This window comes from Dyella japonica DSM 16301 (genome assembly GCF_001010355.1).
GTDB lineage: Bacteria > Pseudomonadota > Gammaproteobacteria > Xanthomonadales > Rhodanobacteraceae > Dyella > Dyella japonica.
Genome location: NZ_JPLA01000060.1, coordinates 1 through 21281 on the forward strand (window position 1 = coordinate 1; position 21281 = coordinate 21281).

At 64.4% G+C, this 21281-nt stretch carries 19 protein-coding genes; 7 read left to right on the top strand and 12 right to left on the bottom strand.

Features of this window, described 5'->3' with window-relative positions; genetic code table 11:
* Window positions 1-39: 39 nt before the first annotated feature.
* The 3 genes from Y882_RS17345 (at window position 40) to Y882_RS17355 (ending at window position 2580) form a co-directional block, all read left to right on the top strand.
* Window positions 40-690 (top strand): OmpA family protein, encoded by a 651-nt coding sequence (locus tag Y882_RS17345; RefSeq protein ID WP_046973213.1) that lies wholly within the window; start codon window positions 40-42, stop codon window positions 688-690.
* A complete protein-coding gene (locus tag Y882_RS17350) occupies window positions 680-1315 on the top strand; it encodes a DUF2894 domain-containing protein (protein ID WP_046973214.1) in 636 nt (211 codons plus the stop codon). The genes Y882_RS17345 and Y882_RS17350 overlap by 11 nt, the downstream gene beginning before the upstream one ends.
* 347 nt (window positions 1316-1662) lie before the next feature.
* Window positions 1663-2580: a JmjC domain-containing protein gene (locus Y882_RS17355; protein WP_156171555.1), complete on the top strand. Its 918-nt coding sequence runs from the start codon at window positions 1663-1665 to the stop codon at window positions 2578-2580.
* A 213-nt stretch (window positions 2581-2793) separates the two neighbouring features.
* Here Y882_RS17355 and Y882_RS17360 read toward each other — a convergent pair whose 3' ends face one another.
* The 8 genes from Y882_RS17360 to Y882_RS17395 form a co-directional block, all read right to left on the bottom strand.
* Window positions 2794-4221: an apolipoprotein N-acyltransferase gene (locus tag Y882_RS17360; protein WP_046973216.1), complete on the bottom strand. Its 1428-nt coding sequence runs from the start codon at window positions 4219-4221 to the stop codon at window positions 2794-2796.
* On the bottom strand, window positions 4205-4789 hold the full coding sequence (locus tag Y882_RS17365) for a TetR/AcrR family transcriptional regulator (RefSeq protein WP_046973217.1): 585 nt from the start codon (window positions 4787-4789) through the stop codon (window positions 4205-4207). The genes Y882_RS17360 and Y882_RS17365 overlap by 17 nt, the downstream gene beginning before the upstream one ends.
* A gap of 105 nt (window positions 4790-4894) precedes the next feature.
* Window positions 4895-5656 (bottom strand): ABC transporter permease, encoded by a 762-nt coding sequence (locus Y882_RS17370; RefSeq protein ID WP_046973218.1) that lies wholly within the window; start codon window positions 5654-5656, stop codon window positions 4895-4897.
* Window positions 5653-6600, bottom strand: coding sequence for an ABC transporter ATP-binding protein (locus tag Y882_RS17375; RefSeq protein ID WP_046973219.1), 948 nt, complete (start codon window positions 6598-6600; stop codon window positions 5653-5655). The genes Y882_RS17370 and Y882_RS17375 overlap by 4 nt, the downstream gene beginning before the upstream one ends.
* 105 nt (window positions 6601-6705) lie before the next feature.
* Complete coding sequence (locus Y882_RS17380) at window positions 6706-7500, bottom strand: AAC(3) family N-acetyltransferase (protein ID WP_046973220.1); 795 nt, start codon at window positions 7498-7500, stop codon at window positions 6706-6708.
* 155 nt (window positions 7501-7655) lie between these two features.
* Entirely contained in the window at window positions 7656-8042 is a 387-nt protein-coding gene (locus tag Y882_RS17385; RefSeq protein ID WP_046973221.1) for a DUF1090 domain-containing protein, read from the bottom strand.
* 249 nt (window positions 8043-8291) lie between these two features.
* Window positions 8292-8636: an FxLYD domain-containing protein gene (locus Y882_RS17390; protein ID WP_046973222.1), complete on the bottom strand. Its 345-nt coding sequence runs from the start codon at window positions 8634-8636 to the stop codon at window positions 8292-8294.
* 132 nt (window positions 8637-8768) lie between these two features.
* A complete protein-coding gene (locus Y882_RS17395) occupies window positions 8769-9674 on the bottom strand; it encodes a LysR family transcriptional regulator (RefSeq protein ID WP_046973223.1) in 906 nt (301 codons plus the stop codon).
* 215 nt (window positions 9675-9889) lie between these two features.
* Between Y882_RS17395 and Y882_RS17400 the strand changes: the two genes are divergently transcribed.
* Window positions 9890-10591, top strand: a complete 702-nt coding sequence (locus Y882_RS17400) for an SDR family oxidoreductase (RefSeq protein ID WP_046973224.1) — start codon at window positions 9890-9892, stop codon at window positions 10589-10591.
* 283 nt (window positions 10592-10874) lie between these two features.
* Here the strand turns inward: Y882_RS17400 and Y882_RS17405 are convergent, their stop codons facing one another.
* Window positions 10875-14108 (bottom strand): protease pro-enzyme activation domain-containing protein, encoded by a 3234-nt coding sequence (locus Y882_RS17405; RefSeq protein ID WP_046973225.1) that lies wholly within the window; start codon window positions 14106-14108, stop codon window positions 10875-10877.
* 280 nt (window positions 14109-14388) lie between these two features.
* On the opposite strand from Y882_RS17405, the gene Y882_RS17410 reads away from it, so the two are divergent.
* Window positions 14389-15807, top strand: a complete 1419-nt coding sequence (locus tag Y882_RS17410; RefSeq protein ID WP_046973226.1) for a sensor histidine kinase — start codon at window positions 14389-14391, stop codon at window positions 15805-15807.
* A 23-nt stretch (window positions 15808-15830) separates the two neighbouring features.
* On the opposite strand, the gene Y882_RS17415 is transcribed toward Y882_RS17410, so the two are convergent.
* The gene (locus Y882_RS17415; protein ID WP_244466376.1) at window positions 15831-16502 is read right to left on the bottom strand and encodes a response regulator transcription factor; all 672 of its coding nucleotides are present in this window, start codon (window positions 16500-16502) and stop codon (window positions 15831-15833) included.
* Between the two features lie 322 nt (window positions 16503-16824).
* Here Y882_RS17415 and Y882_RS17420 point away from each other — a divergent pair, with 322 nt between their 5' ends.
* Window positions 16825-17481 carry a uracil-DNA glycosylase gene (locus Y882_RS17420; protein WP_052950124.1) on the top strand — a complete coding sequence of 219 codons (657 nt, stop codon included), beginning with the start codon at window positions 16825-16827 and terminating at the stop codon, window positions 17479-17481.
* 76 nt (window positions 17482-17557) lie between these two features.
* Here the strand turns inward: Y882_RS17420 and Y882_RS17425 are convergent, their stop codons facing one another.
* Window positions 17558-18442 (bottom strand): LysR family transcriptional regulator, encoded by an 885-nt coding sequence (locus Y882_RS17425; protein ID WP_046973228.1) that lies wholly within the window; start codon window positions 18440-18442, stop codon window positions 17558-17560.
* 132 nt (window positions 18443-18574) lie between these two features.
* Here Y882_RS17425 and Y882_RS17430 point away from each other — a divergent pair, with 132 nt between their 5' ends.
* Window positions 18575-19348, top strand: a complete 774-nt coding sequence (locus tag Y882_RS17430; protein WP_046973250.1) for an SDR family NAD(P)-dependent oxidoreductase — start codon at window positions 18575-18577, stop codon at window positions 19346-19348.
* Window positions 19349-19446: 98 nt separating this feature from the next.
* Here the strand turns inward: Y882_RS17430 and Y882_RS17435 are convergent, their stop codons facing one another.
* On the bottom strand, window positions 19447-21096 hold the full coding sequence (locus tag Y882_RS17435) for a tetratricopeptide repeat protein (RefSeq protein ID WP_211259209.1): 1650 nt from the start codon (window positions 21094-21096) through the stop codon (window positions 19447-19449).
* Between the last annotated feature and the right edge of the window lie 185 nt (window positions 21097-21281).

A 21281-nucleotide genomic window follows, 5' to 3' on the forward strand; every position in this document is an offset into this window, starting at 1 on the left:
GCTCGCCAGCCAGCGCGCCGCGATCGAGGCCGAAACGGCATGATCGACGATCTGGAAGGCGAAGCCGAATCGAGCGCCACGATCTGGGCCGCCTTCGGCGACCTGATGTCGGTGTTGCTCGGCGCGTTCGTGCTGATCCTGGTCGGCGTGATCGGCATGCAGCTGCAGCTGTCGAGCCGGCTGGACGAAGAGGTCAAGCAGCGGCAGGCCGAAGCACAGCGTCGCCAGACGCTGGAACAGGCCCTGGCCGGACCGCTCGCCGCCGGACGCGTGACCCTGGTCGATGGCCGCATCGGCATCCGCGGCAGCGTGTTGTTTGCGCTGAACTCCGACCAGTTGCAGCCGGAAGGCCGCGAACTGCTGAAGAGCCTCGCCGGCCCGCTGTCCGGTTATTTGAAGTCGCGCGACGAGATCCTGATGGTCAGCGGCTTCACCGACGACCGCCAGGTGCGCGATGGCAACCGGCAGTTCGCCGACAACTGGGAACTGTCGGCCGAGCGCGCGCTCACCGTCACGCGCGCCTTGATTGCCGAAGGCGTGCCCGCGTCATCGGTGTTCGCCGCCGCCTTTGGCGCGGAACAACCGGTGAGCACCAACGCGAACGACGAAGGCCGCGCCAAGAATCGCCGCGTGGAAATGGCGCCGATGCCGCGGCCGTCGAACGCCAACGTGGCCACGCATGAGCCTTGATGTGACATCGGTCCGCGCCACGCTCGCCGCGTGGCGCGAACAAGGCGCAGACCGGGTCGATCCCATGCGCTTTCATCGGATGGAAGCGCTGGCGACGCGTGCGGCCCATCATGAGGGCGAGGCGAGGCGCATCCTGGATGCTCGCCTGGCTCAGTTGATCCAGACGTATGCGCGTGACCTGGACAACGCGGCCTCCAACGCAAATATCGCCCAGGCGGGCACGCCAAGCTCACTGGGTGATCTGCTCATCCACATCGAAGCCGGCGTGGCAGCGCGCATGCAGCACGCGCCCACGCGCGATGCGCTGCCCAGCGCCAGCTATCCCACGCTGGACCTGCTCGATCAGTTCAAGAAGCTCTGGTCCACGCTGCGCACCGGCAGCCAAATGCGGCAATCGCTGGAACAGGTCCCGGAGAATGCCGGCCCCTTGAATTCCGGCGCGCTCGTGCATCGCTCGATGGCGCTCATGCGCGAACTGTCGCCAGGCTATCTCGAACAATTCCTCGCGTACGCGGACAGCTTGTCGTGGATCGAACAGATCAACGCAAATGCGCCGACTTCGAGTGATGCCGCGCGTGCGCCAAGCACGCGCAAGCGCGCCAAGGCGAAGCCTCGCGCAAGCTGATCGTCAGTCACCAGCGCAAGCACAAGTGACGCATGGCTGTATCAGCAACGCTTATCGACAGATACGCGTAAGGCAGCGTTTTTCAGGGCACCAAACGACGATTTGCATCGCGCGCCATGCGCTTCGTGGTCGATGCGCGACGAAACTATTTTCGTCGTAGCTGACGACAAACCATCGAATGCAATCTCTTGCGACGATGTGTTTCGACGCATCTCAAAGCGCAGTTTCTTTCACGGCGTATTGCGTTTAGACGTCTGCTCGCTGGCGATGCCACAGCGTATAAATATTTCCCACAGGGGCCACACATCACACGCGACGCATGCGCTCGCCAGGGCTGGGGGTCCACTATGAGTGAAAGCAAAAAGCCGGTTATCGAGATGGATTGGGATGCGTTTGATCCATGGCGCATCCAACCACTGAAGCACAGTTTGACCGAGCATCCACTGCTGCAAACCGAGCAGCTGGTGGAACTGGGCAAGCGCTGCCGTGGCACCAAGCGCTGGTATGCGTTCAACAGCGATGTCACCGCCGGCACCGACTTCGACGACGCCGCCAGCCTGTTTCCCACCGCCAAGTCGGCGGTCGATTCGCTGCGCGATATCAGCGCGGCCAAGGCGTGGGTGCTGCTGCGCCATATCCAGGCGGACCCGCTCTATCGCGAGCTGGTCGATGCCGTGATCAATCCGATCCAGCCCCAGATCGAGCGCAAGGACCCGGGTCTTTACTACCGGGCAGGCTGGATCTTCTCCGCCTCGCCCAATACGGCCACGCCTTTCCACATCGATCGCAGCCACGTGCTGCTGTTGCAGGTGCGCGGCACCAAGACCGTCTACGTGTGGGACGCCGACGATACCGCCGTGTGCAGCGACCGGGCGCGCGATTGCTTCCATATGCGCCACGACCTGAGCCGCACGCTGTGGAGCGAGGAATTCCGCCAGCGTGCGCACGTGTTCCGCCTGGGACCCGGCACCGGCGTGTATATGCCGCTGACCAGTCCGCATATGGTGGAGACCAGCGACGAATCGTCCACCACCATCAGCTTCACCTACAACACCGACGCCACACGCCGGAACGCCAAGGTGCATGTGATGCGGGAGATGCTTTATCGCCTCGGCATGACGCCGCCGGACTACGGCAGGAACCATGTATTTGATCGGGCGGCCTACGCTGCCGCATCCGCCATCGTGGTGTGCCGCGGACCGGGAGGTCATCCACCGGCCTGCCCTTCCCTGCTGCACAAGAGCGAGTACGCCGTCGCGGATTGAGCGGGCCGCAACCTCCGCTATAGGCCAGAAAGCAGAGGTCAATTTCGGCGCAAAACCGCAAGTTCCTGCTGAACGAGGCGAGGCTGATATTCGCCGGGTCAGATGCGCCTGGAAAACAGCAGTTCTTCGGGCCGCAACTCCGTAATTTTACGCGGCCCGGACCACGGCCCACTGCGGGTCGTGGCCGCCAGTGCAAAAGGCCCGCTTAGTGTTTCAACGCTGCATCACCGGCGGCCGCCAGGCGGATACGAGGCAAGCGGCCAGACCCAGCAGGCTGAGCCAGACGAACCAGTCGCCCCACCGGCTGTAGAGCGTGTGTGTTTCACGCAGTGGCAGGTCGCCGACCAGTTCGGCATCGTGCTGTTCGCTGGACGCTTCGGCGACCACGCGGCCGCGGTCGTCGCTCAAGGTGAGGCGGCCGGAACGCGGAGCGCGTGCCACGGCGAAACCGCTTTCCACGCCGCGCATGATGGCCATGCGGCCGTGCAGCCAGCCATCGATGCTGAAATCCCACGCAGGCACCAGCAGCAATTGTGCGTTGCGCGCCGCATAGGCGCGGCCAATGTCGTGGAAGTCCATGTCCTTGCAGACCGCCAGGCCGATGCGCGGTGCGCCGGCAAGCATGGTGTAGTTGCCGCCCGGCGTGTACTGCCGCTCGAGGCCAGGTATCAGGTGATGCTTGCTGTACGTGGCGGGCGAGCTGGCTGCCGGTTGCAGCACGGTCAGCATGTTGCGTTCGACCTGCGCATCACCCTTGAAGTCGATGCCCGTCGCCACGGTGATGCCGCGCTGCGTCGCTACCTGCGCCAGCGCGGGAACGCTGGCGTCGGGCGTAGCGAAGGACGTTTCGGGTATCAGCACGAGGCGCGCGCCCTGGTCCGCCAGACGATTCAGGGCGTCGACATAGCGCGCCTGCAGCGCCTGACCATCGGCCTCCGCAAGGGCGGGGCGGATCGGCTTCTCCAGCGATACCAGGCCAATACGCATGGTGGACACGGCTGGCGCCTGCAACCGCCAGCCGCCATAGGCAAGCGACACGGCGAGCACGACTGCGGTCGGCACCGCCACAATCAAGCGGCCACGAGTCGCAGCCTGCGGCGTCAACAGCACCGCGATGGCGGTGGGCACCAGCAACACCAGGAAACTGATACCCCATAGACCCGCGACAGCCGCCACCTGGAGGATAGGCAAGGCATCCATCTGGGTGTAGCCGATGCTGCCGAACGTACCGTGCGGCGAAAGCAGGCTGCTGATGTATTCGATGGCGACCCAGGCCGTGGGCACCGCCAGCGCCGCCCACACGCTGCGGCCGCGCAGCAGCAGCCGGCGGAACAGCAGCACGTACACAGCCAAGGCAATGCCCGGCATGGCGATCGCATACGCAATGAACGGTATCGGCAGGCCGATGTAGTGGTGCAGGTAATCCCACTGGTTGAAACCACCGATCGCATACGCAGTGAAGGCAACGAGTGCCGCCATCGGCGCACGCACCCTGGGCGCGAGCCACAACACCGGCAGCGGCGCCAGCCAGGTGAACCACCACAACGTGTGCACACCCGTGCCGAACCACCAGCACACGGCAGCCAGCGCCGTCGCGCCCAGCCAGGTCAGCACAGCGGAAACATCAAGCCTTGAGTCCATGGATCAACCTCTCCATCGATTGCAGATAGAAAGCGCGAAACGCCGCCTCGTCGAAACTGAAACGACCGGCGCGATAAAGGGCGACCAGGCCATGCTGCTGCGCCCAGAGAGCCATGGCGACATCGTGCGGGTCGTCCTGCTTGAGCACGCCCTTGGCCATGCCCTCGATCACGGTGTCGACCACCACGTTGAAGGTGGGCGACAACCCGGCGCGAAAATCCTCGGGGTAACGCCGCGCGTCGTCCCGGCGCACCGAGAAGGCGTGATCGAACAGGTGTGGATGCGCCAGCGCGTAATCCAGGTAAGGCCCGGCCAGCGCGAACAGCCGCTTGAGCACGTCGCGGCGCTTGCCGCGCTGCTCCTCCCACTCATGCGCGACGGCCTTGAAGCTGTCGTCGGACAGCTGTTTGAGCAGCGCATCGCGGGTGGGGAAGTGCCGATAGATCGCCATCGGCGTGATACCCACCGCCTCGGCGACGCGGCGCATGGTGACCGCGTCGGCGCCTTCGCGATCGAATAGCCGATGCGCGGCCTTGAGGATTTTCTCGGCGGTGGTCAGGCGGCTCATGTATACACTGTATACATCGCGGCCGTGACGAAGCAATGGCCCAGACGTCACGGCCCGGGCACTGGGGACTTTCAGCGTTTTGGGGGCGGCGGCCCGCCCCCGGACTCAGGAACGCAGCTTGTAGCCGGTACGGAAGATACAGGCCACCGCCACGCCGCAGAGCAGCAGGAAGCCCAAGGTCATGCTTGCGCTCAACACCACGTTGACGTCGGAGTGGCCATAGAAACTCCAGCGGAAGCCGCTGATCAGATAGACCACGGGATTGAACAACGCGACCTTCTGCCAGAACGGCGGCAGCATGCCGATGGAATAGAACGCACCGCCCAGGAAGGTGAGCGGCGTCACCACCATCAGCGGGATCACCTGCAGTTTCTGGAAGTCATCTGCCCACAGGCCAATGATGAAACCGAACAGGCTGAAGGTTACCGCCGTCAGCAGCAGGAACACGATCATCCAACCCGGGTGCAGGATGCTGTACGGCACGAAGAAGCGCGCCGTCACCAGGATCAGCAAGCCAAGCATCACCGACTTGGAAGCCGCCGCGCCCACGTAACCCAGCACGGCCTCCAGCGCCGACACCGGTGCAGAGAGCAGCTCATAGATGGTGCCCGACCACTTGGGCAGATAGATGCCGAACGAGGCGTTGGAGATGCTCTCGTTGAGCAGCGACAACATGATCAGGCCGGGGATGATGAAGGCGCCGTAGCTGGTGCCGCCGATCTCGCCCATGCGCGAACCGATCGCGGTGCCGAACACGATGAAGTACAGCGACGTCGACAACACCGGCGACACGATGCTCTGGGTCAGGGTGCGGAAGGTGCGGGCCATCTCGAAGCGGTAGATGGCGCGGATCGCGGGGAAGTTCATGGCGCACCCCGCACAAGGCTGACGAAGATGTCTTCGAGCGACGTTTCCAATGTATGCAGATCCTTGAAATCCACGCCGCGCTCGGCCAGCTTGCGCAGCAGGTCGGCGATGCCGGTGTCCTCGCTCTGGGCGTCGAAGGTGTAGATCAGCGTGGCGCCGTCGTCGGCCAGTTCCAGCCCTGAAGCGTCCAGGCCTGCAGGCAGCGCCTGCATCGGCGTCTGCAGCGTGATGGAAAGCTGCTTCTTGCCCAGCTTGCGCATCAGTACGTCTTTTTCTTCCACCAGGATCAGCTCGCCGCGGGTGATCACGCCCACCCGGTCGGCCATTTCCTCGGCCTCTTCGATGTAGTGCGTGGTGAGGATCACGGTGACGCCGGTTTCGCGCAGCCCGCGCACCATCTGCCACATGTCGTGGCGCAGCTCCACGTCGACGCCGGCGGTGGGTTCGTCCAGGAACAGGATGCTGGGCTCATGCGCCAGCGCCTTGGCGATCAGCACGCGGCGCTTCATGCCCCCGGACAGGGTCATGATCTTGGCGTCCTTCTTTTCCCATAGCGACAGCGCGCGCAGCACTTTCTCGATATGCGCGTCGTTGCGCTCGCGCCCGAACAGGCCGCGGCTGAAGCGCACCGACGCCCACACCGTTTCGAAGGCGTCGGTGGACAGCTCCTGCGGCACCAGGCCGATCTTCGTGCGCGTCACGCGATAGTCGCGCAGCACATCGTGACCATCCACGGTCACGCTGCCGCCGCTGGGCGTGACGATGCCGCAGATGATGCTGATCAGGGTGGTCTTGCCCGCGCCATTGGGGCCCAGCAAGGCGAAGATCTCGCCGCGCCGTATGTCCAGATCGACCGCCTTCAGCGCCTGGAAGCCGCCCTTATAAGTCTTGCTGATCCCTCGTATGGAAACGGCTTGCTGGGTCAGGTGGGACGAGTCGTTCATGAGGTTCCTTGATTCGAACGCAGCTCAACCATGAGGACTCCAACCTCCACATTCAATGGCCACACGGCATGAAATGTCGGCCTCACCGGCAGGAGGCGCCACGCTTCATCGGCCTTCTGCCAGCCATTCATGCAAGCGGGCGCTGGCAAAGTCGACCAAGGGCACGCTGGGCATCAGCTGGCAGGCGGCCTGCCCGATGCGCGCGCGCCTGATCAGGCCGGCCGCCTCGGCAGCCTCGCCGAGACGCGGAAAGTAGCGGCCGTTGTCGTCGCCCACGTCGGGCACTTCCAGCCAGACACGCTCGTCTGCCATCACATAGGGAAAGCCACGCAGCTTGGTCCGATGATGCGGCACGAGCGACTCGGCGTAGTGCAGGAAGGAGTTGCGGTTATGGCCCACGCCCAGCAGCAGGATATAGGCGCCCAGCGCGTACATCCGCTCGAACGGCGAGCCCTTGCCCAGCGCATAGCGCAAGGATTGGTGGCCGGTGATGTCATCGGCATGCACACCGATCGCGGCCACCGACGCCTGCGGATGACTGCCGCGTCGGCGATCGGCATGCGCGAGCAGCGCGTTGGCCACGGCGCCCATCGGCGTCGGCAAGTCCGCGTGGTAGAGCGACACCTGCTGGCGAGCCTGCTCGATCAAGGTCGCATCGCGCGGGACCGACGGCGGCGTGGGATCGGCCACCTGTGGCGTGAACGTCGGCACCACCACGGTGCCCGTCTCACCCACGCATCGGCGCAGCGCATCGATCACCGCCGCCGCACCACCATCGACTGCGCCGAACGCCGATAGCGACGCATGCACCATCACCACAGCGCCCTTGGGCAAGCCAAGCGCGGCGAATTCGCGCTCCAGGGTAGAGGCATCGATCGTGTCGACGGAGGCTTGCGTCATGGGCGGCTCGGCTGGGCAAGTATCGTGGGGAATGATCGAACATCATGCTCGACGCGCTGCCACGTGGCTCTTATCAGGCCAGCTCGTCCAGCGCATTGCCCTCACCATACGCGGATGGGCGAGGTCTTCTCCAGTGCAGGCGTCGCCCCGCGCAATCAATGCAAGGCTTCGGCGTCCATCATGGCTTGCTGGAGTTGGGCATGGGCTTCGTCCGCTTTGCGCTGGCGGTCCGCCATCTTGTCGGCGCTCTTGCCTTGCTCCCTGGCCTCCGCCAGCTCTTGCTCCCGCGCGACTACCTTCTGCTGTGCCTTGGTGACCTTCTGCTCGGCATCGCTGTGCAGCGACGCATCGGTGCAATGCGCCTTCACTTGCGTAAGAGCGGTCTGCAGCCCTTGCACGCGCGAGTCGTCGCCGTGGGCCTGCGCATAGGCGATCTCCTGCTCGATCGATTGGCGCTTGGCATCGCAACCGCCCGACTGGGCAAGCAGCATAGTGGGACACAGGCAGGCAGCAAGCAGGGCCAGCGAGGTGACGGCTTTCATGGGCGACTCCTGGAGTGATCAAGGGGACGCCAACTCAGTGGCGCTCTCTCATGGTCCATTCATCGGGTGATCGCGACGTGTTCGCCGCGCCCTGCCCGGTCCACCAGCGCTCACCCGGCGTAGACATTGAAGGCAATGGCGATGGCGGCGCGTTTCCAGGCTTTGCTGCTCTTGATAGGAGAAGCGGAGATGGTCGTGCCGCCCGCGAGCGCGGACTTTCCAAATCCCGTTCGATCGACAGCGCAGCCGTTACCGGTCCTCGATCCGCAGCAGGCGCGCGCGGCTCACGTTGCCGCGCGCGGACGCATGAAACTTCCACGTCTGTCCTGGCGCGAGATTGTGCACCTCATCCGTTGCACGCCCGATCGCATGACCTTTGGCGTCGAACAGGCGGAAGCTCACCTTGGCCGTATGCACCGGCACGCGCCCCACATTGGTCAGCGTCCCCACGACTCGATTGCGACCCGGCGTCACGTCGCGTTCGACGCGATACGGCCCCAACCGCACATGCCTCACCGGCGCGCCGGCAGCGACAGCCGACGAACACACCACACAGCCAAGCAACACCCACAACACGATCGAGCGACGTTTCATTGCAACCAGCGACAGCACAGGGAACGGAGCGCGCAAGTCTAGATTGATTCGCGTCCGCTGCGCAGTCTCTTCGATCACCGCGTGCTGTCGGGATGGTCGAAGTGGGATGACCCGGACGAGTTGCCGTCGGTGTCACGGATGCTGATAGCCGAACCGCTCCCGCAATCGCGGCGTGGCGAAATCGATGAAGGCGCGCAATTTCAAGGGCATCAGACGCTGGCCTGGATAGACCAGGCTGAGCGGCATCGGGGCCGGCTCATGGGCCTGCAGCAGGCGCACCAGCGTCCCCGCCTTCAACAGAGGATCCACCTGATCGGCCAGGACACGCACGATGCCTCCGTCCTCGACGGCGGCGATCACGGCGGCCTCTGCCGAATTGACGCTCAGTCGCGAGGACACCTTGATCAGCTGCGCTGATGGACCCTCGCCAAATTCCCACATGTCCGCCGCCGAATAGCCCACGTAGGTGATGCAATCGTGCCCCGCGAGGTCCTCGGGCTTTTGCGGAACGCCCCGTGCCTGCAGATAGCCTGGACTGGCGCACAGCACGCGGTTGATCAGTGCAATGCGCGTGGCCACGAGGTTGCTGTCGGGCAAGGCGCCAAGCCGCACCGCCAGATCCACATGCTCCTCCAGCAAATGGCTGACCTGATCGCTCAACTGGATATGCGCGCGAATCTGCGGGGCGCTGCGCAGAAACGCGACCAGCACCGGGACCACATGATTGCGCCCGATCACCACCGGCGCGCTGATGATCAACTCGCCCTGCGGCGCGCGGTATTCGCCGGCGGCGGTGCGTTCGACTTGTTCGATGTCTTCCAGGATCTGCCGGCAGGAGGCGACGTAATCGCGCCCGGCATCGGTCAGCACCAGCTTGCGGCCGCCGCGCAGCACCAGGCGGACGTTCAGATGCGCTTCCAGTTCCGACACGCGCCGACTGACGGTGGCCAGCGGCATGTGCAACTGCCGGCTGGCGGCGGAAAGGCTGCCCGCGTCTACCGCCGTCAACAGCACGGTCATGGCTTCGAGTCGGTCCACGGCCTCTCACCAGATGAAAGGGTGCCTTCCGAATTTACCGTCTAGTGCCCTGATTTGAAAGGTTCTAGCCTTTGCACCCATGCGATGAACCCTTGAAACAAACGCTCCCCTCCAAGCGACCGGCCAACCGGGGGAGTGCTGGACCTTGTCACGAAACGCATCACGGCCGGCCCGCTTCAGGCGACACCCCACTTCCCCACTTCCCGGAGTTTCTTATGAACATCAAAGACGCCACGGTGCTTGTCACCGGTGCCAATCGCGGACTCGGTCTGGTTTTCACCCGCGAGCTGCTCGCCCGCGGCGCGCGCAAGGTGTACGCCGCCGCGCGCGACCCCGCCACCATCACCGAGCCCGGCGTCCATCCCTTGCGGCTGGACGTCACCAATCCGGACGAGGTGGCCGCGGCCGCCGCGCTGGCCTCGGATGTGACGCTGGTGATCAACAATGCCGGCATTGCCCAGGCCGGCGGCTTTCTTGCCGCAGACAGCGAAGCGGTCACGCGACGCATCTTCGAAACCAACTTCTACGGCATGCTGGGCATGAGCAAAGCCTTCGCGCCGGTGCTCAAGGCCAACGGCGGCGGCGCCTTGCTCAATGTGTTGTCGGTGGTCTCGTGGGTGAGCGGCGCAATGGCCGCCTATTCGGCGAGCAAGTCCGCTGCCTGGTCACTCACCAATGCCCTGCGCCTCGAACTGGCAGGACAGAATACGCAGGTGACGGCGCTGCACATGGGCTTTGTCGATACCGATCTGGCGCGCGACTTCAACGCCCCGAAATCCACCGCCGAGGACATCGTCAAGCGCGCGCTCGACGGTCTCGAAGCGGGCGAGGATGAAGTGCTGGCCGATGAGCGCAGCGTGCAGGTGAAGCAAGGTTTGACGGCGGCGCGGCCCATTTATCTGCCGCCTCTTTCCTGACGATGGTGGTTGGTCGATGCGCAGGCGCTGTGCCTGTCCCGCATCTGCCACACCGCGGGTGGCCGCACCTTGGCGACCACATTCAAGGCTTGTTTGACGCGGGTCAAGCCGTAGCGCCCGCCCGTCGATCGCACCGCACTGATCAGCGCCGCTGCCACCCGCGAAGGACAACGGAACATCCTGGTGTTCCGTGGGTTCAAAACCGCATCGAACGATGTGCGACAGCGTGGACAAAAAAGAGGTGGGCGGTTGCCCGCCCACCTCAATGTGCGATTCCTTCGCGTCAGTGCGTACCGTTTGAAGCAACCGTGGCGTTCAGCGTCTGCACCACCGGCTGCGTGACACCTTGCAGACGATTTTTCTGCACGACGTAGCCGGCAGGAATGTTGTAGGGAGCGCCGTCGCCGTCAGCGACGCGCTGCGAAACGAAACCCTTGCCGTTGCCCAGCCAGATGTACGCATCGCCGGCGGCATCCGTCCACAGCAGATCGGCCAGACCGTCACCGTCGAAGTCTTCAATCGACGCAATCGAGTAACCCGGCGTCACGTTTCGCGTTTGACGGTCGGTGACGGTGGTCCCGTTCATCACCCACCAGGCGACCTGGCTGGTCGAGGCGTTGGACCAGATCAGGTCGGTCTTGCCGCTGCCAGCGATTTCGCCCGCGCCTTCCAGGGTCCAGCCAGCCGGGAACGTGCCGCCATAGGTCTTGCTGAAGTTGCCCTGGCCGTCGTTGATCCAGTAGTAGATGTCGTTGCTCGGGCCGGTCCAGACGATGTCGAGGTAGCCATCGCCATTGAGATCAGCCAGGTGCGGCGTATAGCCTGCCGCAGCTGCGATGGTGTCGCCGATGACGCGATCGCAGCCCATGTTGAACAACTGGCCGAAGTGGATCGTACCGGTGCAGTTGATGGTCCAGTAGCCGAACTGGCCCGTGCTGTTGTTGCGCCAGATTTCCTTGGACACGCCCGAGCTGTCGATCACGCCCGAACCCACCAGCGTCCAGCCGGCCGGATACGGGAAGCGGAAGTTGACCCAGCCATAGCTGTAAATGGCGAGATTGGTGGTGTGGTCCACCGGATTGTCGCTCTCCATCACGGTCTGGCCGCTCAGTACGCCCGTATACAGATCGGTCGGTATGGCCTTCACCTGATCGTTCGGCTCGAACATCGAGTCCCAGGGATTAGTGTCAAGCACGGTGCCGCCGTTCATGTGCAGCATGATCGCGTTGCCGCTGGTCTGGCTGATCATCAACAGGCTGCTGTGGCCGTCGAGGATCGAGTTGAGGCCCACGCCCTGATTTCCGCTGCCGAGCATGCCAAACAGATCCCACGTGCGCTGGATGTTCTTGCCGCGCGACTCCTGATTGGCGATGGCGTTGGCGAGGTTGGTCACGTTGACCGAGCCCAGACCCGTCGCATAGTCGTAACCCTTGCCTGCCGCCCATGCGGTGGCCAGCGACTTGGTGCCGCCGTCGCTGACGACGCCGAACGCGTTGCCGCTCGTCGCGTAGCAGTCGCCCGTGCCGGCAAAACAGGGGACGTCGATGTCGCCCGTCGCCACGTCATGGAAGACGCAGCTGGTGTCCGTCACGGCGCAGCCCACGCCCGGGGATGCGGTGGTGCCGTATTGCTTGCGCGCCAGGCCATACAGCGTCGGGCCGATGTTGCCGTGGCTGGCATTGGAGGCCTGGTTGACCAGTGCCTGGATGCCTGCCATCGCGGGTGCGGCGAACGACGTGCCACCCGCGCTGTTGTAGATCGCGTTGGTCGGATCGATGTAGTTGCACGGCGTGCCGCCTTCGGACGCATCGGACATGCAGAAGATCAGCGCATGGCCATAGATGCCGTTCGCGGCGAACAGTGAGACGTCAGGCGTGGCGCGGGTCAAGGCTTGCCCAAGGCCGGCGATGCCGACCTGCCACGACGGCTGCGACCACGCATAGCTGGGGCCACCGCCGGCGCCGCCGGTATCGAGGAAGTTCTCGCCCTTGTCACTGTTGCACGAGGTCACCGGATCGGCGTAACCCAGGATCGTGTAGAGCTGGCTGCTCGCACAGGAGCTGTTCCAGGTCTGTTCCGGGATGTAGCTGATCGCGCTGGCGGCGAGGCTGCCGTTGGCCGGTTGCCAATACTTGCTGGTCTGCTTGAAGTCGTTGAAGTCCGTGCCGCCCACCGAGATGTTGTACGGCGTGCTGCCAAGGCCATTGATGGCGATGCCGAAGCTCGCCGCCGACTCGTTCTGGTCGCAGGCCGCCGCACCGGCATCGCCGGATGACACGAACACTGTGGTGCCTTCGGCTGCCGCCTGCGACCACAGGGAGGCGGCCAGTTCGAGATCGCCAACCGCAGCACTGACCAGTTCGCACTCGCCGTAGCTGAGGCTCAGGATGGGTGGTGGCGTGTCCTGCGCCAGCAGGTTCTGCGCGGCGAGGAACGGGCCGAAGTCCGCGCCGGTATCGGCACACGCGGCCAGCGTCACGTTCGCATCGGGAGCTGCCGCACCTGCCCATTCCGCGTCGAGCGCGGCTTCGCCTTCGTCGCCGTTGCTGCCCGGGTCGGCGCAGCTGGTGTCGCCGCTGAAGGCGGCCGGATGCACCTGCGAGAAGACGCCCGCGGCGTCGCTCGGCAGGAAGGTCTGGCGGAACGTGGCCACGTCCGCGTCCTGCACATCGGTGCGCTCCAGCACCACCACCGTCTGGCCCGCACCGCGGACCGGCGTCGCCTGGCTCCACAGCGGGTTGACGTTGTAGATGGTGTTGAAGTCGGCCGGCGCGACATCGTTGTAGATGTCATTGTTGAAAATGAAGTTGAAGTCAGACGAGCGGTTGCCGGCCGACACCCAGTGCCCCTTGCCGTCGCGCTTGACGGCCTGCACGTTCTTCACCAGCGGCTTGGGGAAGAAGTCGGTCAGCGACGCCACGCCGGCCACCACCGGCGTCAAGGCTGCGGGCAGCTTCTGCTCGGTGGCGTTGGCGAAGTGCGTCTTGCCTTCGGAGTTGTAGCGGCGCAACGAGGTGCCGAAGGCGCGCTGCACTGCACCGACCGAACCGGTGAAGCGGATGCGCATCCGGTCGGGCGATACGTTCTTCACGCCCAGGCCCTGCGAGTTGAGCCACTTGGTCACCGTGGCTACGTCGTCGGCGTTCGGGCCGTACATTTCGCCGACCTGCTTGGCAGTGAGCCACTTGTGGAAGTTCGGCGAGGCCGGATTGTTCAGCGAGGCCAGGAAGGCGTCGAACATCTTCTGCTGCGCGACGCTGCGCTTGAGCACCAGGGTCATCGACGGAATCGTTTCGGTCTGGCCCATGGCGCCGAGGTCCTGACTCTTGGCGACCTTCAACGGGACCGTGCCATGCAGGGTCGTCGTCTGGCGGGCGTCGATCCTGGACCCGTCGATGAGGGGCTTGCTGGCGGTCGAACCGGCGACATCGGCAGTGGCGCAGGCGTCGGTGGCTGCACCTCCCGCAAGCAGCAACAAGGCGCCGACAAGCCATGGCTTGTACGTATTGACTGACATACTCTCCCCTCGCACGCAGTGCATTGATTCAGATTGATTTTTTTGCCCCGCCTACGGCGGGGCCGACCCATGGACGCTGACTCCCCAGCCAAGACTCCCTGAGCGTTTTTGAGATTAGCTTTACATTCCCGTGGCAGTCACACACGCTCGGCTGGCCGATTTCTCACGGAATTCTCACCGTCAGCAGGGGCATCCGGCCGCTAGCGGCGCAGGTGCGCCTGGTGGTCAGCGATTCCCCGGACGCGGCGTTCAGTGCCCAGACGACGGTGCGGGGGAACCCATGATTTCGCGGATACGAAACTGGCTTGGCGACACGCCCATCGACGATCCCGTCGATCGTCGCAACGCGAGCTTCATGCAGCTGCTGCTGGCGTTCGAAGGCCTGCGCATTCCGGCGACGAAGATCTATCTCACCTCGCTGCACTGGACCTACCTGCAGGAGCATTTCTATGCCAAGGCGCGCGTCGGCGCGCCTGCGGCCATCGCCATCGACATGGCGACCGACCTGGCCATGACGCTGTCGGCGTGGCTGGGCTTCTACCTGATCAGGCGCGGCGGTTTCCGCCCGGCCGTGGCGCAGTACATCGCCACCATGCTCGGTTCCGGCGCGCTGGCCTATGCGGCGTTCGGTTACCACGCGACCGATGGCAACCTCACCCTCATCATGATCCTGGCGTTGAGCGGCATGATGCTCGGGCGCAAGGCGTTGTGGATCACCTATGCGGCGGAGGCGGCCATTCTCATCGTCAGCGTCGATCCGCTGAAGGTGCAGAACTCGCTGCACCTGCCGTCGCTTTTGCTGGGCATCTACAACGTGCTTCCGATGCGCGCGCTCACCAGCTACCTGCTGATCGCCGTCATCGTTGACCGAAGCATCAACGCGCTGCGCCAGAGCCTGGCCGAATCGGACAGCCGGCGCCAGCAGCTGTCGCAGGAAATCGCCGAGCGAGAGCGCACGCAAGAGCAACTGCTGCATTCGCAGAAGATGGATGCCATCGGCAAGCTCGCCAGCGGCGTCGCGCACGACGTCAACAATGTGTTCGACATCATCCTGGGCTTTTCCACCGAACGCGACCGCATCCAGCCTGACGAAGCGCCCATCGACGAGAACCTCCAGGCCGTCGCGGATGCGATGGAAGGCATCGAACTTGCCGCGCGTCGCGGCACCGCCGTCTGCCGCAAGCTGCTCAACTTCAGCCGCAGCGACATTACCTACATGGAGGTGTTCGATGTCGTCGCCGCACTGGGCGACCTGCGCCCGCTGGTCCAGCAATCGCTGTCCTCCAGTTGCCAACTGCACATGCAGCTTCCGCAAGGCGCACAGCACATCCGGTTTGACCGCAGCCAGTTCGAACTGGCCATCATCAATCTGGTCACCAACGCGCGCGACGCCATGCCCGATGGTGGCCAATGCACGCTCTCCCTGGAGGTGCACGGCGACGAGCTCATGCTATCGGTCAGGGACACCGGACCTGGCATACCCGAGCACGTGAAGGCGCGCATGTTCGAGCCCTTCTTCACCACCAAGCCCGCCGGGCGGGGCACAGGGCTGGGACTGAGCGTGGTGCATGAACTGGTGGTACGCGCCGGCGGTCGCACAACGGTCGACAGCGAGCCTGGCCGGGGAACCGCCATACGCATGGTGTTGCCGGTGGTCGCACCGGCCGTCAAGACGTCCATCGCGTTCGCACCGGCCTGACGCACATGACGACGGGCGATGGCTCAGGTTTCGAGCACGTAGCCCGTTCCGTGCACTGCGTTCAGCGGCAAAGGCTCGCCTGCCGCGGCCAGAACCTTGCGACGCAGCCGATGGATCAGCGAATCCAGCCGGTGCGGATCGAATGCAAGGACGTCATCGGTGAGCACGGCGATCAGCTCTTCTCGCGACATCACTTCGCCGGCGCGCTGCATGATCGCCTCGAGCAGCCGTCGTTCGGTCTTGCTCAGCATCACCCGTGCACCCGAGGGCGACACCAGGAACCATTCGTCAGGGCTCAAACCCCATTTCCCGCGTGGCACCTGCGGCGCCGAGCGCAGACGGCGGGCGACGCTGTAGAGCGTCGCCACCAGCACGTCGATCTCCACCGGCTTGGACAGGTAGGCATCGGCCCCCTCAAACAGGCCACGCACGCGGTCAACGTTGTCCGCGCGCCCGGTCAGGATGACGATGCCCGCATCGGGCAGTTCCGCGCGCAGCGATCGTGCCACCTGAAAACCGTCGCTGTCCGGCAGGCCGATGTCGAGCATGAAGATGTCCGGTGCCTCGGCCTTGATCGCCTCGCGCAGGTCCGATACCCGTCCGACGGCGGTCACCTCGAAACCGAACTGCGAAAGCTTCGGAACCAGCACCCGGTCGCGCAACAAGTCGTCATCTTCCAGAAGAACCAGGCGCAAGGGCAGTACCGGCCTGGCCGGCTCCGGGCTCAACGTCATCACAAGAGGGCCTCGATTCCATACCGGGCCACAACGCGAGCCCTCCATGCCGAGCTTGCCTTCGGACACCGCCGAAAGCCAGCACAATCGCATGCGGCGGCGCACTGGCCGGGTTGCGCTCGGTGGCATGATTCACCAGGAATCTCCTGCGGCTAAGCATTGAAGGGATCGGCAGGCACCCGCCGCGGGTGTCAATGAACGCCACTGATGACCGGCAAGCCAAGCGCGTTTGCTCTCGATGCCGGGAGCACGCCCCTTCGATCACAGGGCCTGGAGCGATGGCATGGCAACACACACCACCCCGAAGATCGATGCATTTCTTGAACAACTCTTCGCCGCGCCAACGGCTGGCATGCCGCGCGTGTTCGATCCCTGGAACGCCGTCTCCACTGACGACGTGGCTCCTGCCGCGGTGCAAGGCCGTCGCGAGCGTCTTAGGCTGCATCTGTGTGCACCCGCACCCCGCTTGCTGCTTATCGGCGAGGCACCCGGCTATCAAGGGACACGCGTTACCGGTTGCCCGTTCACCTCCGAAGCCCTGCTGCTGGAACAAGGCGTGCCACGCATCGGCAAAGTGAGCGACCGACTGACGTCGCGGCGGCTTCCCTGGCGCGAGCCGTCGTCCACCATCGTGTGGCGTGCACTGCGCGAAGAAGGACTGGCCGACTGCACGATCCTGTGGGGCGCTTTTCCCTGGCACCCTTACGGCCCTACGTCCTTGTCCAACCGCGCACCGAACGAAACCGAGAAGGCCATCGGCATGGTCTTGCTGCGCACGCTTGTTTGCGCGTTGCCGACGGTCACTGTGGTTGCAGTTGGCAATGTAGCCGCCGATTCGCTCCAAAAGCTGGGCATGAAGGCAGACAAGATCCGTCATCCATCCAATGGTGGCGCGAGGGCCTTTCGGGCCGGACTTGCCTTGCTGGCAAAGCAATGCTGATCACAGCGCAGAGACCTTGCCTGCCGCGGAGATCTCCAACAAGGACGTCAACAAGCCGGCCCTGGCCAATCCGGATCTACGCCTTCATCGCCTCGATCAGCGCTCTCAGCCCAGCCGACTGATGTTTGCGGCTTGGAAAATAGAGGAAGAGATGCTCCTGCGTCGTGCACCAGTCCTCCAGGCAATAGCGAAGGCGGCCATCGGCAATATAGGGGACGGCGCGATCCTCCCATACATAGGCGAGCCCCACGCCTTGTGCCGCCGCCTCGACCATCAGCTCCTGGCTGTCCAGGGTGAGCGACCCATCGACGTCCACCTGGATGGCTTCGCCATCTTTGGCCAATTCCCAGCCAAAGATGGCGCCGCTGGGAAAGGCGTACCGAATGCAGTCGTGCACTTTGAGATCTTGCGGAGTGCGCGGCGCTGGCTTTCTCGCCAAGTAGCTAGGCGCTCCCACCACGGTAAAGCGGAAGCTCGGCTTGATGCGAACCGCGATCATGTCCTGCGACAAACGTTCGCCCGGACGAATACCGGCGTCGAAGCCGCCCTCAACGATATCCACCAGCGAATCCGTGGCGACGACTTCGAGCTTCAGCCCGGGATTGCTGGCGAGCAAAGCCGGCACCACCTCCCGAAGTAGGTAGGGCGCGAGTGAGTTGGGTACGTTCAAGCGGATCGTGCCGAACGGCGTGGCGCGAAACGAATTCAACGCGTCGACGGCCGCGCGCATATCCGTCAAGGCCGGCTCGAGCCGGGAGAACAGCATCTCCCCCGCATCAGTCAGCGAGACGCTGCGTGTCGTGCGATGAAACAGGCGTATCCCCACGCGCGTCTCGAGATTGCGTATCGAGTGGCTGATGGCGGAAGCCGAGGTGCCGCGCTCGGTGGCGGCCTGGCGAAAACTCCGATGCCTGGCCACGGCCGCAAAGACGGCGAGTTCGCTAAGTTCGGTGGTTTCCATTAGTGAACCTCATTCATCACCGTAGGAAATATTGCTTACTTTAACGCAGCAGTTCAAGTCACCAGAATGGCGACCAAGGACAGCAGTCCAGCTCCGTCCTTCAACCCCAAACCTTTGATTCTGGAGATGAACATGAACGCACATGTCGCAGTCAAAACGCTCGCGGGCAAGGTCGCCATGGTGACCGGCGCCAGCTCCGGCATCGGCCGCGCCGCCGCCCTCGAACTGGCACGCCGCGGGGCCAAGGTGGTGGTCAGCGCCCGCAGGAAGCCGGAAATCGACGCCCTCGCCGACGAGATCAAGCGCGAAGGGAACGAAGCCACCGCGGTGGTCGCCGATATCAATGTGGAGCAGGACGTGATCGACCTGGTGGCCGCGACCATCCGCACCTACGGCCGCGTCGACATCGCCTTCAACAACGCCGGCACCGAAGGCGAGTTCAGTCCCTTCGTCGAGCAGTCCAACGCGGCCTACGACACCATCTTCAACGCCAACGTGCGCGGTGTGTTCTGGTCGATGAAGCACGAAGCGCAGGCCATGCTCGCGCAGGGCGGTGGCGTGATCATCAACAATGCATCGATGGGCGGCGTCATCGGTTTCGCCAACGCCGCGCTCTATATCGCCAGCAAGCATGCCGTGCTCGGCCTGACCAAGACCGCCTCGATCGAGCTGTTCAAGCAAGGCATCCGCGTCAATGCGGTGAACCCCGGCATCATCGACACGGCGTTTCAGGATCGCATCTGGCCGAGCGCCGAAGCGAAAGACGCCTTTGCCGCCTCGACCGTTCCCGGCCGTGCGGGCTCAGCGGCGGAAGTGGCGAACGTCGTCGCGTTCCTGGCATCCGATGATGCGTCGTTTGTGTCAGGGCACGGCCTGCTGGTCGATGGTGGTTACTCCATCGCTTGAACGCCACGACCACGGCATCGCGAGCAGCACCAATGGGTGCTGCTCGGCGCCCGCCGGAAGATCGTTCCTACCTCGCGTGAACGACTATCCGCTACGGTTCAGAGCCGCTCCATGCGCAGCCACGACGGATCGCCCTGCCAGGCGCGTTGAAACGCATCGCGCGCCGCAGCCGCTTCGCTTTTGTGTCCCAATGCTTCTTCGCTTTGGGCCAGCCCGTAGAGCGCCCAGCCGTTCTGCGGCGTCTGCTTCAGCGCTGCCTGGAATGCCCGGCTGGCTTCGTCATAGCGTCCGGCTCCAAACAATGCCGCGCCGAGCGACTGACTGACCGGGTAGTACCAGTACGCCGGCTCCTGATAGGGAATCTTGCGCTCAAGCGCGATCGCTTCCCGATAGTGATCGGCCGCTTCATCGAAGCGCCCTTGCGCGTGCGCAAACCGCCCTCGCGCGACGGCTTCGGCGAGTGACAGCAGGTCGGGCGCGGGCACCCCCTGTTCGATCATCGGCGCGAACGCATCGGACGTGCGCAGCGCGGAGAGCGCCGTCAGCTCGCGATCGAAGCCGGCGCGATCCTGTCGCTCGGCATGCGCCACCGCGCGCGCATAGAGACGCATGGCCTGCGCATACGGCAGACGCGCATCCGCCGGCAACATGGCGAGGATCGCCTCGGGCGGCGCGAACTGCGCCATCGCCAGATAAGGCGCGGCATCAATCGCCTGCACCCAGGCAATCCGCGCCGAAGTATCCGGATCGAGCACCGTGCGGAGGCGACGGGCCTCGCGGATCGCGGTATCCATGTCGCCCGTCATCTGGGCCGAGGTGACGATGAAATGGATGTTGTGCGGGTAATAGCCATAACGCACAAGGCTGTGATCGTCCGTTCGGCGAATCAGCGCTTCGTCGGATCGGGCCGCCGCGACGTTGACGCGGATGGCGTCGGCGTAGCGTCCGGTCAATGCATAGATATGCGCCGGCATGTGGACCAGGTGCCCAGCGCTTGGCGCAAGCGGTTGCGCCAGGCGATCCGCCGCGGCCTCGGCGCGGCGTGGGTCGGCGCTGTTCTCCATGAGATGGATGTAGAGATGAGCCGCCTGAAGGTTGTCCGGATGGCGGGCAAGCACCTTCTCGACCAAGGCGACGGCCTCGCCGCTGCGTCCTATCGGCGTGCGCTTGTCGACCTCCCAATAGTTCCAGGGACTGGTGTCCATCGCCGCTTCGGCAGCGAGCACGGCGACATCATCGTCGTTGGGAAATCGACGCGCGACTTCCAGCATCGCATCGGCATAGGCTGCGTCGAGTGCGCCGCGGTCGGCCTTTGCATCGCGCGAGTAGCGATGCGCAATCGCATCGATCAGCGCCCGCTCAAGCGGCGATGCTTGCCCACGCAACGCGAGCGCCCGATCCATCGCGGCCAGCGCCGTGTCGCGATCGCGATCGTCCATCGGCGCATTGATATTCGGACCCAACGCGAGCGCCTCACCCCACCAGCACACCGCGCAGCCCGGATCGAGACGCTGCGCCTCCCGAAACGAGCGCACCGCCCCCGCGTGATTGAAGCCGTAGGTGAGCAGCAAGCCTTGATTGAAATAGCGCCTGGCCTGCTCGCTCTGCGTCGTGATCGGCAGATGCGCTGCCGTGAGATCGGCAAACAGCGGCATCGGCGCCGAAGCCACGCCCACCGGCCCGGCAACCGCCGCGGCAAAGGCCAGATGACGCGTCAGGGACCACGTGGCCGCCCCGCTTCCACACATCGCTGTAACCAGAAGAGCGGGATCAAACGCCCGCGCCTCGGATGAGAATGACGTGACAGGCGTCGAACTGGTGAATGCGACACCAGCCCCGGCGAGTACCGCGAACTTCCACAGGTTGCGCATGGCCAAGGCTCCGCAGGGGAACATCGCCAGGCGAGGTTACTCTGTCTCGCGGTCGCGTAAAT